Source organism: Thiomonas sp. OC7 (genome assembly GCF_900634595.1).
GTDB lineage: Bacteria > Pseudomonadota > Gammaproteobacteria > Burkholderiales > Burkholderiaceae_C > Thiomonas > Thiomonas arsenitoxydans.
Window position 1 is genome coordinate 1 of sequence record NZ_LR131953.1, and the last position, 15,043, is coordinate 15,043.

The 15,043-nt window shown below is 60.9% G+C and carries 17 protein-coding genes; 13 read left to right on the forward strand and 4 right to left on the reverse strand.

Annotated elements, in window-relative coordinates; all coding sequences use genetic code 11:
• The first annotated feature begins 140 nt into the window (after positions 1-140).
• The 4 genes from BIO17B3_RS00005 to BIO17B3_RS00020 are packed head-to-tail and all read left to right on the forward strand — an operon-like array spanning position 141 to position 4,620.
• Complete coding sequence (locus BIO17B3_RS00005; RefSeq protein WP_013124600.1) at positions 141-1,820, forward strand: DDE-type integrase/transposase/recombinase; 1,680 nt, start codon at positions 141-143, stop codon at positions 1,818-1,820.
• Between the two features lie 2 nt (positions 1,821-1,822).
• A complete protein-coding gene (locus tag BIO17B3_RS00010; protein ID WP_013124601.1) occupies positions 1,823-2,731 on the forward strand; it encodes a TniB family NTP-binding protein in 909 nt (302 codons plus the stop codon).
• A complete protein-coding gene (locus tag BIO17B3_RS00015; protein WP_041109345.1) occupies positions 2,728-3,945 on the forward strand; it encodes a TniQ family protein in 1,218 nt (405 codons plus the stop codon). The genes BIO17B3_RS00010 and BIO17B3_RS00015 overlap by 4 nt, the downstream gene beginning before the upstream one ends.
• A 60-nt stretch (positions 3,946-4,005) precedes the next feature.
• Positions 4,006-4,620 carry a recombinase family protein gene (locus BIO17B3_RS00020; RefSeq protein ID WP_013124603.1) on the forward strand — a complete coding sequence of 205 codons (615 nt, stop codon included), beginning with the start codon at positions 4,006-4,008 and terminating at the stop codon, positions 4,618-4,620.
• 87 nt (positions 4,621-4,707) lie between these two features.
• On the opposite strand, the gene BIO17B3_RS00025 is transcribed toward BIO17B3_RS00020, so the two are convergent.
• Genes BIO17B3_RS00025 through BIO17B3_RS00035 form a run of 3 tightly spaced genes read right to left on the reverse strand, consistent with a single transcriptional unit; the run spans position 4,708 to position 10,166 of the window.
• Positions 4,708-6,624: a cytochrome c/FTR1 family iron permease gene (locus BIO17B3_RS00025; protein ID WP_049774732.1), complete on the reverse strand. Its 1,917-nt coding sequence runs from the start codon at positions 6,622-6,624 to the stop codon at positions 4,708-4,710.
• A 48-nt stretch (positions 6,625-6,672) separates the two neighbouring features.
• Positions 6,673-7,764 (reverse strand): signal peptidase II, encoded by a 1,092-nt coding sequence (gene lspA, locus BIO17B3_RS00030; protein ID WP_013124605.1) that lies wholly within the window; start codon positions 7,762-7,764, stop codon positions 6,673-6,675.
• Positions 7,761-10,166: a heavy metal translocating P-type ATPase gene (locus tag BIO17B3_RS00035; protein ID WP_062791214.1), complete on the reverse strand. Its 2,406-nt coding sequence runs from the start codon at positions 10,164-10,166 to the stop codon at positions 7,761-7,763. The genes lspA and BIO17B3_RS00035 overlap by 4 nt, the downstream gene beginning before the upstream one ends.
• A gap of 85 nt (positions 10,167-10,251) precedes the next feature.
• Between BIO17B3_RS00035 and cadR the strand changes: the two genes are divergently transcribed.
• The 9 genes from cadR (at position 10,252) to BIO17B3_RS00080 (ending at position 14,271) form a co-directional block, all read left to right on the forward strand.
• Complete coding sequence (gene cadR, locus BIO17B3_RS00040; RefSeq protein ID WP_013124607.1) at positions 10,252-10,671, forward strand: Cd(II)/Pb(II)-responsive transcriptional regulator; 420 nt, start codon at positions 10,252-10,254, stop codon at positions 10,669-10,671.
• A gap of 336 nt (positions 10,672-11,007) precedes the next feature.
• Positions 11,008-11,298, forward strand: coding sequence for a nucleotidyltransferase family protein (locus BIO17B3_RS00045; protein WP_001247892.1), 291 nt, complete (start codon positions 11,008-11,010; stop codon positions 11,296-11,298).
• The gene (locus BIO17B3_RS00050; RefSeq protein ID WP_003100872.1) at positions 11,295-11,681 is read left to right on the forward strand and encodes a DUF86 domain-containing protein; all 387 of its coding nucleotides are present in this window, start codon (positions 11,295-11,297) and stop codon (positions 11,679-11,681) included. Before BIO17B3_RS00045 ends, BIO17B3_RS00050 begins: the two co-directional genes overlap by 4 nt.
• 15 nt (positions 11,682-11,696) lie before the next feature.
• On the forward strand, positions 11,697-11,870 hold the full coding sequence (locus tag BIO17B3_RS00055) for a hypothetical protein (protein WP_003154411.1): 174 nt from the start codon (positions 11,697-11,699) through the stop codon (positions 11,868-11,870).
• A gap of 47 nt (positions 11,871-11,917) precedes the next feature.
• On the forward strand, positions 11,918-12,274 hold the full coding sequence (locus BIO17B3_RS00060) for a cupin domain-containing protein (RefSeq protein WP_003465043.1): 357 nt from the start codon (positions 11,918-11,920) through the stop codon (positions 12,272-12,274).
• 254 nt (positions 12,275-12,528) lie between these two features.
• Positions 12,529-12,855 carry a hypothetical protein gene (locus BIO17B3_RS00065; protein ID WP_003100858.1) on the forward strand — a complete coding sequence of 109 codons (327 nt, stop codon included), beginning with the start codon at positions 12,529-12,531 and terminating at the stop codon, positions 12,853-12,855.
• A complete protein-coding gene (locus BIO17B3_RS00070) occupies positions 12,852-13,352 on the forward strand; it encodes a hypothetical protein (protein WP_003100856.1) in 501 nt (166 codons plus the stop codon). The genes BIO17B3_RS00065 and BIO17B3_RS00070 overlap by 4 nt, the downstream gene beginning before the upstream one ends.
• On the forward strand, positions 13,349-13,720 hold the full coding sequence (locus BIO17B3_RS00075) for a hypothetical protein (RefSeq protein ID WP_003100853.1): 372 nt from the start codon (positions 13,349-13,351) through the stop codon (positions 13,718-13,720). Before BIO17B3_RS00070 ends, BIO17B3_RS00075 begins: the two co-directional genes overlap by 4 nt.
• On the forward strand, positions 13,714-14,271 hold the full coding sequence (locus BIO17B3_RS00080; RefSeq protein ID WP_004118524.1) for a recombinase family protein: 558 nt from the start codon (positions 13,714-13,716) through the stop codon (positions 14,269-14,271). Before BIO17B3_RS00075 ends, BIO17B3_RS00080 begins: the two co-directional genes overlap by 7 nt.
• Before the next feature lie 106 nt (positions 14,272-14,377).
• Here the strand turns inward: BIO17B3_RS00080 and BIO17B3_RS00085 are convergent, their stop codons facing one another.
• Positions 14,378-14,914: a hypothetical protein gene (locus tag BIO17B3_RS00085; RefSeq protein ID WP_064971531.1), complete on the reverse strand. Its 537-nt coding sequence runs from the start codon at positions 14,912-14,914 to the stop codon at positions 14,378-14,380.
• Positions 14,915-15,043: the final 129 nt, after the last annotated feature.

Here is a 15,043-nt window from a genome sequence, read left to right on the forward strand (position 1 = left end):
GTCATTTTCAGAAGACGAATGCACCAGTTAATTAGGTGTGGCGGCTGTTGTGCGGCCAGCTCCTGACAGTCCAATATCAGAAGTGATCTGCACCAATCTCGACTATGCTCAATACTCGTGTGCACCAAAGCGAGGTGAGCATGGCGACCGACACCCCACGGATTCCCGAGCAAGGCGTGGCCACTCTGCCTGATGAGGCTTGGGAGCGTGCGCGCCGTCGTGCGGAGATCATCGGCCCGTTGGCGCAGTCGGAGACGGTCGGGCACGAAGCGGCCGATACGGCGGCTCAGGCGCTGGGCTTATCTCGGCGGCAGGTGTACGTTCTGATCCGGCGTGCCCGGCAAGGCAGCGGCCTCGTGACGGATCTGGTGCCCGGCCAGTCCGGTGGCGGGAAAGGCAAGGGGCGCTTGCCGGAACCGGTCGAGCGCATCATCCGCGAGCTACTGCAAAGGCGGTTCCTGACCAAGCAGAAGCGCAGCCTGGCGGCCTTTCACCGCGAAGTCACTCAGGTGTGCAAGGCTCAAAAACTGCGAGTGCCGGCGCGCAATACCGTGGCCTTACGGATCGCTAGCCTTGACCCGCGCAAGGTCATTCGCCGGCGGGAAGGCCAGGATGCCGCTCGTGACCTACAAGGTGTTGGCGGCGAGCCTCCTGCCGTGACCGCGCCGCTGGAGCAGGTACAGATCGACCATACGGTCATCGACCTGATCGTGGTCGATGAGCGCGACCGGCAACCGATTGGCCGCCCGTACCTGACCCTCGCCATCGACGTGTTCACCCGCTGCGTGCTCGGCATGGTCGTCACGCTGGAAGCACCGTCTGCCGTTTCGGTTGGCCTGTGCCTCGTGCATGTCGCCTGCGACAAGCGTCCTTGGCTGGAAGGGCTGAAGGTGGAAATGGATTGGCCGATGAGCGGCAAGCCCTTGCTGCTCTACCTGGACAACGCGGCCGAGTTCAAGAGCGAGGCCCTGCGCCGGGGTTGCGAGCAGCATGGCATCCGGCTGGACTATCGTCCGCTGGGACAGCCGCACTATGGCGGCATCGTGGAACGGATCATCGGCACGGCGATGCAGATGATCCACGACGATCTACCGGGAACAACCTTCTCCAACCCGGACCAGCGCGGCGACTACGATTCCGAAAACAAGGCTGCCCTGACGCTGCGCGAGCTGGAGCGCTGGCTCACATTGGCGGTAGGCACCTACCACGGTTCGGTGCACAACGGCCTGCTTCAACCACCGGCGGCGCGGTGGGCCGAGGCCGTGGCGCGTGTCGGCGTGCCGGCCGTCGTCACCCGCGCCACGGCGTTCCTGGTTGATTTCCTGCCCATCCTCCGTCGTACGCTGACCCGCACCGGCTTCGTCATCGACCACATCCACTACTACGCCGATGCGCTCAAGCCGTGGATAGCTCGGCGCGACCGCCTGCCTGCGTTCCTGATCCGGCGCGACCCGCGCGACATCAGCCGTATCTGGGTGTTGGAACCGGAAGGGCAGCACTACCTGGAAATCCCCTACCGCACCTTGTCGCACCCGGCGGTCACGCTGTGGGAACAACGACAAGCTCTGGCGAAATTGCGTCAGCAAGGGCGCGAGCAAGTGGATGAATCGGCGCTGTTCCGCATGATCGGCCAGATGCGCGAGATCGTGACTGCCGCGCAGAAGGCCACGCGCAAGGCGCGGCGCGACACGGATCGACGCCAGCATCTCAAGGCGTCGGTTCCGCCGAACAAGCCGACGCCGCCGGAAACTGATGTTTCCGACCCGCAGGCAGACAAGCAGCCTCCGGCAAAACCTTTCGACCAGATTGAGGAGTGGTAGCCGTGGACGAATATCCCATCATCGACCTGTCGCACCTCTTACAGGCGGCGCAGGGATTGGCCCGGCTGCCGGCGGACGAGCGCATCCAACGCCTTCGCGCCGACCGCTGGATCGGCTATCCCCGTGCGGTCGAGGCTCTGAACCGGCTGGAAACCTTGTATGCGTGGCCGAACAAACAACGCATGCCCAACCTGCTGCTGGTTGGCCCGACCAACAACGGCAAGTCGATGATCGTCGAGAAATTCCGGCGCACGCATCCGGCCAGTGCCGACGCCGACCAGGAGCACATCCCGGTGCTGGTCGTGCAGATGCCATCCGAGCCGTCGGTGATCCGCTTCTACGTCGCGCTGCTCGCTGCGATGGGCGCGCCCTTGCGCCCACGCCCACGGTTGCCGGAAATGGAGCAATTGGCATTGGCCTTGTTACGTAAGGTCGGTGTGCGTATGTTGGTGATCGACGAACTACACAACGTCTTGGCCGGTAACAGCGTCAACCGCCGGGAATTCCTCAATCTACTGCGCTTCCTCGGCAACGAGCTACGCATCCCCCTGGTCGGAGTCGGCACGCGCGACGCCTACCTGGCCATCCGCTCGGATGACCAATTGGAAAATCGGTTCGAGCCGATGATGCTGCCGGTGTGGGAGGCCAACGATGATTGCTGCTCGCTGCTGGCCAGCTTCACGGCTTCGCTCCCGCTGCGCCGCCCCTCGTCGATTGCCACGCTAGACATGGCTCGCTACCTGCTCACACGCTGCGAGGGCACCATCGGCGAACTGGCGCACCTGTTGATGGCGGCGGCTGTCGCTGCCGTGGAAAGCGGTGAGGAAGCAATCAACCACCGCACGCTCAGCATGGCCGACTACACCGGCCCAAGCGAGCGGCGACGACAGTTCGAGCGGGAACTGATGTGAAGCCAGCGCCGCGCTGGCCGCTGCATCCGGCTCCCAGAGAAGGCGAAGCCTTGTCTTCGTGGCTCAACCGCGTGGCCCTTTGCTATCACATGGAAGTGTCCGAGCTGCTGGAGCACGATCTTGGTCACGGCCAGGCTGATGACATGGATACCGCGCCACCACAGTCGCTGCTGACAATGCTCTCCCGGCGGAGCGGCATCGAGCTGGATCGGCTGCGTTGCATGAGTTTCGCCGGCTGGGTGCCTTGGTTACTGGACAGCCTTGATGATCAGATTCCTGACGCTTTAGAAACCTATACGTTCCAGCTCTCGGTGTTGCTGCCGAAACTCCGCCGTAGGACGCGATCTATCACGAGCTGGCGCGCCTGGCTGCCCAGCCAGCCATTACATCGCGCCTGTCCACTCTGCCTGAACAATCCGGCAAACCAAGCCGTATTGCTTGCGTGGAAGCTGCCCCTGATGCTGAGCTGCCCGCTGCATGGGTGCTGGCTGGAATCGTATTGGGGCGTGCCTGGGCGGTTTCTCGGCTGGGAAAACGCCGACGCCGACCCACGCACGGCCAGCGACGCGATTGCGACGATGGACCGGCGTACCTGGCAGGCACTGACGACCGGCCATGTTGAGCTGCCGCGCCGACGCATCCACGCCGGATTGTGGTTTCGGCTGCTACGCACGCTGCTTGATGAGCTGAACACCCCGCTTTCGGCGTGCGGAACCTACGCGGGGTATCTCCGCCTGATCTGGGAACGCTGTGGGTATCCGCTGCGTGCTGGGCAAAGTCTGTGGCGACCGTATGAAACCCTGAACCTAGCAGTAGGGTTGCAGATGCTGGAGGCTGCGGCAACGGCAATCAGCTTGATCGAGGTGAGGGATATAAGCCCGCCTGGCGAGCATGCAAAGCTATTCTGGTCCGAGCCCCAAACCGAGTTCACCAGTGGCCTGCCGGCGAAAGCGCCGAAGCCCGAACCCGTCAATCACTGGCAACGTGCAGTCCAGGCCATCGATGAAGCCATCATTGAAGCGCGGCACAACCCCGAGACGGCACGCTCGCTGTTCGCGTTGGCTTCCTATGGTCGGCGCGACCCAGCTTCCCTGGAACGGTTGCGAGCCACCTTCGTGAAGGAAGGCATCCCGCCGGAATTTCTGTCACATTACGAGCCTGATGGACCCTTTGCATGTCTTAGACAGAATGACGGGTTAAGTGACAACTTTTGACGGCCTGAGCTTTCCGGCGCACACTGTCACATAATCGAACGTATATGTGACAGGTATGACATGCTGATCGGCTACATGCGGGTATCGAAGGCGGATGGCTCCCAGGCCACTGACTTGCAGCGCGACGCGCTGATCGCTGCCGCCATCGATCCGGCGCATCTTTACGAAGACCAGGCATCCGGCAAGCGCGAGGATCGTCCCGGCTTGGCGAGCTGTTTGAAGGCGTTGCGTTCAGGGGATACCTTGGTCGTATGGAAGCTCGACCGGCTCGGGCGCGACCTGCGCCATCTGATCAATACCGTGCACGATCTGACCGGGCGCGGCGTTGGCCTCAAGGTTCTGACCGGCCACGGAGCCGCCATCGACACGACGACCGCTGCTGGCAAGCTGGTTTTCGGCATCTTCGCCGCACTGGCCGAATTCGAGCGCGAGCTGATCGCAGAGCGCACAGTAGCGGGCTTGGCCTCGGCGCGGGCGCGCGGCAGGAAAGGCGGTCGGCCTTTCAAAATGACGGCCGCCAAGCTGCGCCTGGCGATGGCGGCAATGGGGCAGACTGAAACCAATGTCGGCGACCTGTGCCAAGAGCTCGGTATCACGCGACAGACCTTGTACCGGCATATTTCTCCCAAAGGGGAATTGCGCGCGGATGGAATACGACTGCTGTCCAAGGTGTAAAAGAAAAACTGGCCTCTACATGGTCAGCACGGATTCGAGGATGAAGGCGCTCATCGCGGCATCAATTCACCTATTCACGCCGTCAAATCAGCTTTTTTGTACTGCCATTTGACGCGATGACCGCAAATTGATTGTAAAGGCCACCACAACGATGAATAACACAGCGAATTGCGCTGAGAGTGTTTGCCACGACGGATAGATGCCCAGCAGATCAATGCGTGGGATCGATATTGGGCTGGTATGCAATAACCCTGCTTCTTGCAGACCTGCGATGCCCTTGCCTGCCAAGACCACGGCAAGTATGGCCACCAGCAGTGAGCTGGCAGCGAAGAACTGGCCAATCGGCAGGCGCGCACTGGTGCGCAGCAGTATGACTGCCAGCAGGGCCAGGATTCCCATGCCAGTGCCCAAGCCCGCCAGCAGGGGCCAGCCATTTCCTTCTGTCCAGAGCGCTGCGTAGAACAGCACCGTCTCGAACACCTCACGGTAGACGGCGACGAAGGCCAGCGAAAACAAGAACCATGCCGTGCGCTTGTTCAGCGCCGACGACAGCTTTTCCTTGAGGTAGACCTGCCAACGACCGGCAACGCTCTTCTGGTGCATCCACATGCCCACACCCAGCAAGACCACGGCGGCAAAGAGTGACGAAAAGCCTTCCGTTAGCTCCCGGCTTGCCCCACTGACGCCGACCAAGTAAGTTGCCACTGCCCATGTAATGCCGCCTGCGGCCAGCGCGGATGCCCAGCCTGCATGCACGTAGATCAATACGTCTTTCCGTTCGGCTTTCTTGAGAAACGCCAGCATGGCAACGACCACCAGCAGGGCTTCCAATCCTTCACGTAGCAAGATGGTTAACGCACCGATGAAGGCCGCCACGGCATCGTCGTCGGAGGGAGCAAGCACCTTGTCCGCTTCATCCAGCAAGCCGCGCAAATGCAGCTCCGCTGTCTGCACATCGGCAGGCGAACCATTGGCTATCAATGCCCGGTAGGACACCATCGCGGCTTCGATCTTCTCGAACAGCGGCCGATTGCGAGTGGCCAACGCCGGTTCGACCGGCTCGAAGCCATCGAGGTAAGCAGACAAGGCTAGCTTGGTCGCACCTGCACGGTCGTCAGCCAGCAATGCCGTCACGCTCTCACTGAGTTTGGCTTTGGCAATCGCGGTGCCCTTCGGACTGCTGATATTCAGCGCGCTCGGATTGGCGCGCAAATAGGCCGTCAGGGCTCTGGCGGAAGGCTCATCCAGCCTGTCCGCCAAGACATGCTCAGATGTTTGCGTCAGCACATCCAGACTGACGAGCGTCTGGCGAACCTGCGCGTTGGCTTGCCAGAGCTTGGCTCCTTCGTCCTTGTCGCTTTGCGTATAAGGTAGCGTGCCAACAAAGAACGCCAATGCCCATCGGTCTTCATCCGACAACGCGCCAAAGCCCTGCATAGCGGTGCCCTGGACACCGTTGCTGATAATTTGGTGTAGCGCGAATAAGCTGCGCTCGCGCGCCCGCATGTGATCGGCCAGCGCGGTCGGCTTGGGGTTGAGGGATGCCGCTAGGGGGCCATCACCGCGCCCTTGCTGACCGTGACAGGCCGCACACTGGGCCTGAAACAACTGCCCTCCCTTCGCTAAGACCGGCATGGCAGTCGGTGCGACTGGAAACGGGTACGCCTTTTGCACCGCACTGGACAGCGCGTGCGCCAGTTTTGCTACGCTGGCCGGATCGGCTTTGGCAGCTACCGCAGCACGCAAAGCGGTCGCTTGTTGCAACAAGCGACCCTTGTCGGTCTGGTCAGGTAATTCTCCCAGTTGACGTTCGGCTGTCGCTGAAAATTCCTGCATTTCAGCGTACTCCGACGATTTCAGGACCACACCGTTGGCTACCGCGCCGCCGTAATCGACGGCGACGTAGTCCAGAAGTTGCCAAATCTGTTTGGCTTTGAGTTCGGTGGTGTTGGCTGCGTAGCTTGGCCCGCCGATTAACGAGCAAATCGCCAACAGCAAAGCCATCAGCCAGCGATAGGGTAATCGGCAGGGCATGGGAATTCTCTGGTTAAATCATTGAGAATGATTATAATTCGCAATTGATCCTGTGTCCATCCTCTTTTCCCGGGTCTGCATCTGCATGATGAGCAAAGCAGCGCCCGACGTGATCGCCACGTCAGCGAGGTTGAAGGCGGGCCAGTGCGCGAGCCGCCAATGGAAGTCGAGGAAATCAACCACCTGTCCACGCAACATGCGATCCGCCACATTGCCGAGCGCACCACCAAGGATCAGGCTGTAGCCCATCGCTTCGAGACGTGGCCGTTGCTGGCACAGCATGCGACCCAGCCAAGCAGAAACAACCAGACCCAACGTGATGAAAAAGTAACGTTGCCAGCCGCCAGCGTTCGCCAAAAAGCTGAACGCCGCACCCGGATTCAGGACGTGAACGAGGTTGAAAAACGGAGTGATTTCGACTTGCTCACCGTAGGCAAACGTGCGAATGATGGCGAACTTGGTAAGCTGATCTGTCATGACAATAGTGGCGGCCACGGTGAACCAGATCCAGGCCGACGTGCGACGAGCCGATTGCCATACAGAGGCGGCCAGCGGAAGCAGCCACCGGGCGAGTGCCGTGCAGCTCCATCCCAGCGCCCACCCCGCCAACACATCCGCCGGGAAGTGCATTCCCGCAGCGATGCGCGACCAGCCGACCAACGTGGCATATAGCACCAAGCCGACGCGACCATGGCGGCCCATCAACGGCCAGAGTGCACCGACCACCAGCGCGGCATAGGTGGCATGCCCGCTGGGCAGGCTGTAGTGAAGCTCTTTGTCCCCGATGACGCGCACCAGCTCGCCAAGGACGGCAGGCGGGCGTGGAAAGTCGAACCATAGCTTCAAGACGGTGGCGACCAATAACGCCAGCAAGAAGGCCGCGCTAAAACCAATAAGGCGATGCCGAACGGCCGTGCCACGCGCCGCGTTAGTAGCCGATTTCGACCACCACCACAGACCCAACAGCATCAGCGGCGCTGTCCAGTAACTTCCCACGAGGCTAAAGAACCATGCCAGTGGTTCCAGCGTGGCGGGCGTGCCTGTGTTAATGACTTGAAACAACGCGATGTTCAGGCCACCCCAGTCATAGAGAAAGAGTTTCCAGCTCATCGACGCAACAGCCTCAAGCCGTTGCCGACAACAAGCAAGCTGGCACCCATATCGGCGAACACAGCCATCCACATGGTCGCGTGACCCGTGAAAGTGAGCACCAGAAATACCGCCTTGATGCCAAGGGCCAGCACAATGTTTTGCATCAGCACCTGTGCTGTCGCACGCGACAGACGCACGAAGGTCGGAATCTTGCGCAGGTCATCGTCCATCAGGGCCACGTCGGCGGTTTCAATGGCGGTATCTGTGCCTGCCGCTCCCATTGCAAAGCCAATGTCCGCACGCGCCAAGGCCGGTGCGTCGTTGATGCCATCACCGACCATGCCAACCTTGCCATTTCTGGACAATTGCTCCACTTCGCGCAGTTTGTCGTCAGGCAGTTGGTTGCCTTGCGCACGGTCAATGCCAGCTTGTGCGGCAATGGCCTGGGCCGTGTGGGGGTTATCGCCGGTCAGCATCACGGTGTTGATGCCCAGAGCATGCAGCTCGGCGATGGCTCTCCTGCTGCTGTCCTTGATGGTGTCCGCAACGGCGAATAAGGCATGTACCCCTTTTGCGCCTACCAACATCACGACGGTCTTGCCTACGGTTTCCAGCGCCGCGATGCGCTGCTCCAGCTCTGGTGTGCACTGCCCCAGCTCTTCAAGCATTCGGTGGTTGCCCAGATAGTAGGTCTCCCCGTCGATTTGGCCTTGCACACCCCGACCGGGCAGCGCGCTGAACTCGGCCACGTCGAGCAAGGCAACTCCATCCCGCTGCGCAGCCTGTGCCACCGCCTTGGATACAGGATGATCGGAGCGGGCCGCCAAACTGGCAGCGATACAGCGGCTATCGGAGGCGAGTGCGTTGCCCCATGCGACAAAATCGGTTTGTGCGGGCTTGCCGTGAGTGACCGTGCCGGTCTTGTCCAGAGCCAGCCAGCGCAGCTTGCGGCCTTCTTCCAGATAGACACCGCCCTTGACAAGAATGCCGTGGCGGGCAGCGGCGGCCAAGCCGCTGACGATGCTGACCGGCGTGGAAATCACCAGGGCGCATGGGCAGGCAACCACCAGCAGAACCAGTGCACGGTAAATCCAGTCCATCCATGCCGCGCCCATGAGAAGCGGGGGTAGCAGTGCGACGGCAATGGCTAGGGCGAACACGAGAGGCGTGTACCAACGGGCGAACTGATCGACAAAACGCTGGGTCGGTGCACGGCTACCTTGTGCAGCCTCTACTGCGTGAATGATGCGGGCCAAAGTGGAGTTGCTGGCCAAGGCAGAGACGCGGTACTCGAAGGAACCAGATTCGTTGATCGTGCCCGCAAACACCGGATCGCCGGGGGACTTCTCGACCGGGAGGCTTTCGCCCGTGATCGGGGCTTGGTTGACCGTGGAGCGTCCGTCTAGCACCTCGCCATCGAGCGCGATGCGCTCACCCGGTTTGACCCGGACTCGGCTGCCAATGGCGATTTGCTTGGCACTTACCTCTCGCCAAGTGCCGTCAGGCTGCTGCACCGTGGCCTGCTCCGGGGTCAGGTCGAGCAGTCCACGGATGGCGTTACGGGCGCGATCCAATGACTTGGCCTCGATCACCTCGGCCAGCGCGAAGAGCACCATTACCATCGCAGCTTCGGGCCAGTGGCCGATGAACATAGCACCCGTGACGGCAATCGACATCAGGGCGTTCATGTTGAGGTTACGGTTCTTGAGCGCGATCCAGCCCTTCTTGTAGGTGGACAGCCCCCCCGTCAAGACCGCGACAAGCGCCAGAATGACGACTGACCAATGATTGCCGTCGTGGAACCAGTAGACCGCTTCGGCCGCCGATGCAGCGATGAGGGAAATGCCGAGCGGCCACCAGTTGGTCGGCGTTGTCACAGGGGACGCGGATGGCGACGCGGCCACGGCCTTGTCCTCGACCTGCGCCTCGAATCCGAGTGCTTGTAGTGCCACAAGCACATCCGGCAGAACCCCGTCAGCATGGCGTACCGACAACGTGCGCTGCATCAGGTTGAAATCGAGATTGGCAACCCCGGCCACGGTGCCGAGCTTGTTGCGGATCAACGCCTCTTCGGTCGGGCAATCCATCTTGGCAATGGACAGCTTGGTCGTCTGCCCGGCCGACGCCTCATCCATGCGCACAGCTTGCATGCCGATGGCCTTCAGTGCCTGCTCAACGGGAGACAGCGAAGGCAATTCGTGCCGCACGGCCAAGGTACGCTGCATCAGGTTGAACTCAAGACCAACCACACCCGCCAGCCCAGCCAGCTTGCCTCGGATCAGCGCCTCTTCCGTGGGGCAATCCATGTTCTCGATGCGGTACACCGCTTGAGCCGATCCGGTTGCCAGCGGGGCTTGTGCCGTGGGTTGGATGATTGGCCCAGTCGAGCAGCCACACCCCTTTGAAGCGCATTCGCTCATGGATAACTCCTTCAAATCGTCTATTCAGCCTCCATTAAAAACTCTATAGTCGCTATAGAGTCAAGTGAAAAATGGAGATTGAGGCATGGAAATCAGAATTGGCGACCTCGCCAAGCGCTCTGGGTGCGAGGTCGTGACCATCCGCTACTACGAAAAGGAAGGGCTGCTGCCGAAGCCAGCGCGAAGTGGTGGCAACTTTCGGTTGTACAGCGATGTGCACATCGAGCGTTTGCAGTTCATTCGTCATTGCCGTTCGCTTGACATGACGCTGAGCGAAATCAGGATACTGCTGGGCCTACGAGATAACCCTGCTCAGGACTGCGGCGACGTCAATGCACTACTGGATGTCCATATTCGTCAGACCGAAGAGCGCGTGGAAGCGCTGTTGCAATTGAAGCGGCACTTGCTCTCGCTGCGTGAAAAATGCTCGGGCGCTCGACGAATAGAGGCATGTGGCATCTTGCAAGGTTTATCAGATTGCGATCATCCGGGATGCAACGCATAGCATGAAGTGTCTCGCACGCCGACATTGGCCTGCGATTTTGGGCTCGTGAGCGGCCTGCCTAATTGGCATCGGAGAAGGTCGTGCGGCTGACTTCTGATATTCCGTGCTGTCGTCTTCTGAAAATGACACATCCATCAAGGACTTGGGCGGGATTTTCGTTCTCGAAATCCTGTCTTGATTGTTCTTTCTCGATTGCTTAGGATGTTGGTGAGTTTCGAGAAGGAGAACATTNGGCGCGGCACGGGAATCAAGGCATTGCGATTCTCGAAAATAGTTCTTGAAATTCTATTCTTGATTGCATATCATCTCAACGAGTTTCGATAAGAAAGGATGCCCATGCGACCGTCTGTTGTGCTTGACATGAAGCGAAGCGCAGTGCGTGAAGCGGTAGGCCGCTTTCGCGCCGCGAACCCGCGCGTCTTCGGCTCGGTGCTGCATGGCACCGACCGGGATGGCAGCGACCTCGACCTGTTGGTCGATGCGCTGCCCGGTGCCACGTTGTTGGACTTGGGCGATTTGGAAGAAGAACTGAAATCGCTGCTCGGCGTTGACGTCGATCTGCTGACTCCCGGCGACCTGCCGCCGAAGTTCCGGGCCAAGGTGCTCGCGGAGGCGCAACCGATATGAGCGAGAACCGCCTGCCCGATTACCTCGACCACATTCAGCAGGCCGCAACCGATGCGCGCAGCTTCGTGGAAGGGATGGCCAAGGACGACTTCTTGGCCGACAAGCGCACCCAGCAGGCCGTCATCATGAGCCTGATCGTCATCGGCGAGGCGGCCACAAAGGTGATGGATGGCTACGTCGAGTTCACCCAGGCGCATGCCGACGTGCCGTGGCGCAGCATGCGCAATATGCGTAATCGCATGGCTCACGGCTATTTCGACATCAACCTCGATGTGGTGTGGGAGACGGTACAGGAATGGCTGCCGGCGTTGCTCCAGCAATTGCCCGCCGTGCGTCAGGATGCCGACGATGAAGACCGTAACGACAAAGGCATGGAGCCATGACCAATCAAGCCGCCGATGTTCGGCCCCTCTGGCGTGTTCGATCCCGCGACCTATGAGCCGCGCTCGGGCAAGACCTTCTGGATGGCCGCAACGGACGTGAGTTCGCTGGTGGGCAAGGAGGCAGCAGCCGACACGCTCATCGGCAACTGCACGACCGCACGACCAGCCTCCCGTTCAAATTCGAGTTAGAATTCATATCCAGCCTGTCTGGGGGCACTGTGAAAGAGGGATCTCCGATGACTGTTGAATCGAGAATATTTTCTGTAGCCGAGTATGTTCAGCCGTCCGAAGGCGAGCCTATTCGTTCCGTTGTGCTTGAAACCCGAGACTCAATTATCGTGGTTTGGCATGTCCATCCCGGGCAGGAAATTGCGGCTCACATTCATCCTCACGGCCAAGACACGTGGACTGTTTTGTCGGGAATGGCTGATTACTTTCAGGGCAATGGGATTGTTCGTGCCCTCAGGGAAGGTGAGATAGCCGTGGCAAGACCGGGCCAAGTGCACGGGGCGCGAAATACAGGTACCGAGCCATTTGTGTTCGTCTCGGTTGTGGCATCAGCCAATGCCGGTTTCGTATTGGCTGAGCGATAGAGCCCAATCTCTGGAGTTGGTCCAATGAGCGGTCGGGGAGATAGGTAACAGACATGCAGCGGACACGGCTGCTAAACCAGGTCGCAAACCTCCTTGCGTCGCAGCGTGCCGCAAGCGACGCGATCAATCGAATGGGGTCGGCATGAGACTGAACACCATCCAGTTCCCGACCGCGTAGCCGCCTGTCCTGCCGATCAGGTCTTGACCATCGACGCCTGGGATCAGTCCTGAATGTTCTTGGAGACCACTACGTTATGAGCCGCAGCCGCCGCAAAACACCCATCGTCGGGCACACGACCTGCGGCAGCGAGCGCGAGGACAAGAAGCTCTGGCATCAGCGCTGGCGCACCCGTGAGCGCACGGCGCTGACCAGCGCGTCGCCCGAAGCCCTGAGCGCCCATCTGCCCCTGCTGGAAAACCAGGCCAGCAGCGTCTGGTCGATGGGCAAGGATGGCCGCTCCTACTGGCCCGTCAAGCGCCAGGCCGCCACGGCGGATCGCATCGCCAATCACAAGGGACGCAACCCGCAAGAACGCGCCTCCCTGAAAAAGCGCCTGCTGCGCAAGTGGATGAGCAAATGAAGCTCTCCTTCCATCAGCACATTGCGCTGTTCTGGATGATCGGTGCTCCGGGCGTCTTCGCGCCCGTGATCGAGAACGCCAAGCGGCCCGATGCCGGCGCCGTCATGGCGTGGGGTGTCGCGATCGTGGCGGTGATGATCCTCTTCACCCCTTTGCTGCTGCGCTGTCCACCATTCCGGCGCTGGTATGGCCGGACGGATGCGCTGTCGGAGCGGCAGCGCCAGGCGCTTGCCGAGCGCGGCCTGCGCCGCTACTACCAGACCGCTTTCGATGACGGCTACGTGCCCCGCGTGATGCCCTACGTGTGGCGCATCATCTGGACGGTCGGCGGGTTGATGGCTGTGACCGCCGTACTGCCTACCAACACCGGACGGCCAGCCTTCGATGCCTTGGTGGTCTTCTCGACCTGGTATCCGATAGGCGTGATGCTGCTGGTTTTCGCGTCGAGGCCCCTTGGCCGGTTGATTCGCCAAAGAGCACAGGAGCGGCGGAAATGAGCACGTCAACCATCGAGGCGCTGGCCAGCGCCTGGGCAAGGATTGCCGAGGAAGCGGAATTCCCCGCTGACTACGAGGGGACTGCCACACCACAAGCGCATCGGGCTAGCGAAGCTATTCAGGAGCAGATTCGGGAGCGCATCGTCGCCACCAACGACATGCGGCTGTTCAGCCTGCTGCACCTGCTGGGTCAGGCGTCGCTGCGCATGGAGCAAGCGCTGTGGCCGGAGGATTACGAGCGGATGACGCGCGAGGTTGAGGAAGCCCTGCGGCAAGCCACCGACGCCAACGCCAGATCGTACACCCACGAAGAAGTGATGCAGGCGATGCAGGAACGCATCGACCGGGCGCGAGACAAGCCATGTTGATTGGCTATGCGCGCGTCTCGACGCAGGATCAGAACCTGGAGCTGCAACGCGAAGCCTTGAGCAAGGCCGGATGTAAAAAGGTCTTCGAGGACAAGGTGAGTGGCACGCGGGCAGACCGGCCTGGCTTGGCCAAGACGCTCGAAATGCTGCGCGAAGGCGATACTTTGGTCGTCTGGAAGCTCGACCGGCTGGGCCGGTCGGTCAAGCAACTGGTCGATCTGGTCGGCGAGCTGCACAAGCACGGTGTCCAGTTCAGGAGCCTCACCGACTCCATCGACACCGGCACACCATCCGGGCGGTTCTTCTTCCACGTCATGGCGAGCCTTGCCGAAATGGAGCGCGAGCTGACCGTCGAGCGCACCCGCGCCGGGCTGGAAGTCGCCAAGCAGCTCGGCCGCAAAGGCGGCCGCAAGCCGAAGATGACCGACAGCAAGATCGAGTCGGCCAAGAAGCTGCTGGCCAGCGGGGTGCCGCCCAAGGACGTGGCCAAGAACCTCGGCGTGTCCATTCCGACGCTGTACCGCTGGGTGCCAGCCTCCACGCACGCTTAGCGTGCTTTATTTTCCGTTTTCTGAGACGACCCCTTCATGCTGTCCTCGCGAAAGATGGCCCGGCGAACCTTGCGGCTGGCCGGGCCTGATTCAAGCGGCTGTCGGCTTACCCGCCGATGCCAACACCCTGATCAGGGGCGCGCTGCGGCTGCGGTTTGGGTTGCTTGGGTTCCTGGACGTGGAGTACAAGCTTCTCAGGCCGCTCTGCGCGCGCCTTGGCGATGTCGTACTGCTTTTGAGTCAAAAGCAAATGCTCTTTTTCCGGTTGCCGTGGCCAGACGATCGTGCGGGCGACGTGGGTCATCACCCAGCCGTCACGCTTGCGCTCAATCTGAGCTTCCAGGGTGTTTTGCGGGTACTTATAGGCTTTTGCTGTCGGCCCTTCAGGCTTGATGTAAACCACAGCACCGGGGCGGTCAGCCGCGGGGATTTTGAGCGCTTCAAGCCGTTCTTCCGCCTTGTCCGCAGCCAGCCAGATGGCGGATGGGGAGATCAGGTTTTTTTCGATCTTGCCGCGGGCGGCGTCAATCGCCGACTGGATCGCCTTTTCAGACGCCCTGTCAGCTTCCTCGCCAGTCTGCTTGTTCCGCCCGGCCCCGGCGATGAGGATGGGTTTTTCAAGCTTGCCGTTTTCTTTCATCATGATGCATATCTCCAAGAGATGGACGCGGTGTGACCCGCGCGGTCAGCGTGGAGCGGGCGCCCCACGCATAGGGATATGCACGGGGGCGGCACGAATAGAAAAAGCCCGGCGAACCTTGCGGCTGGCCGG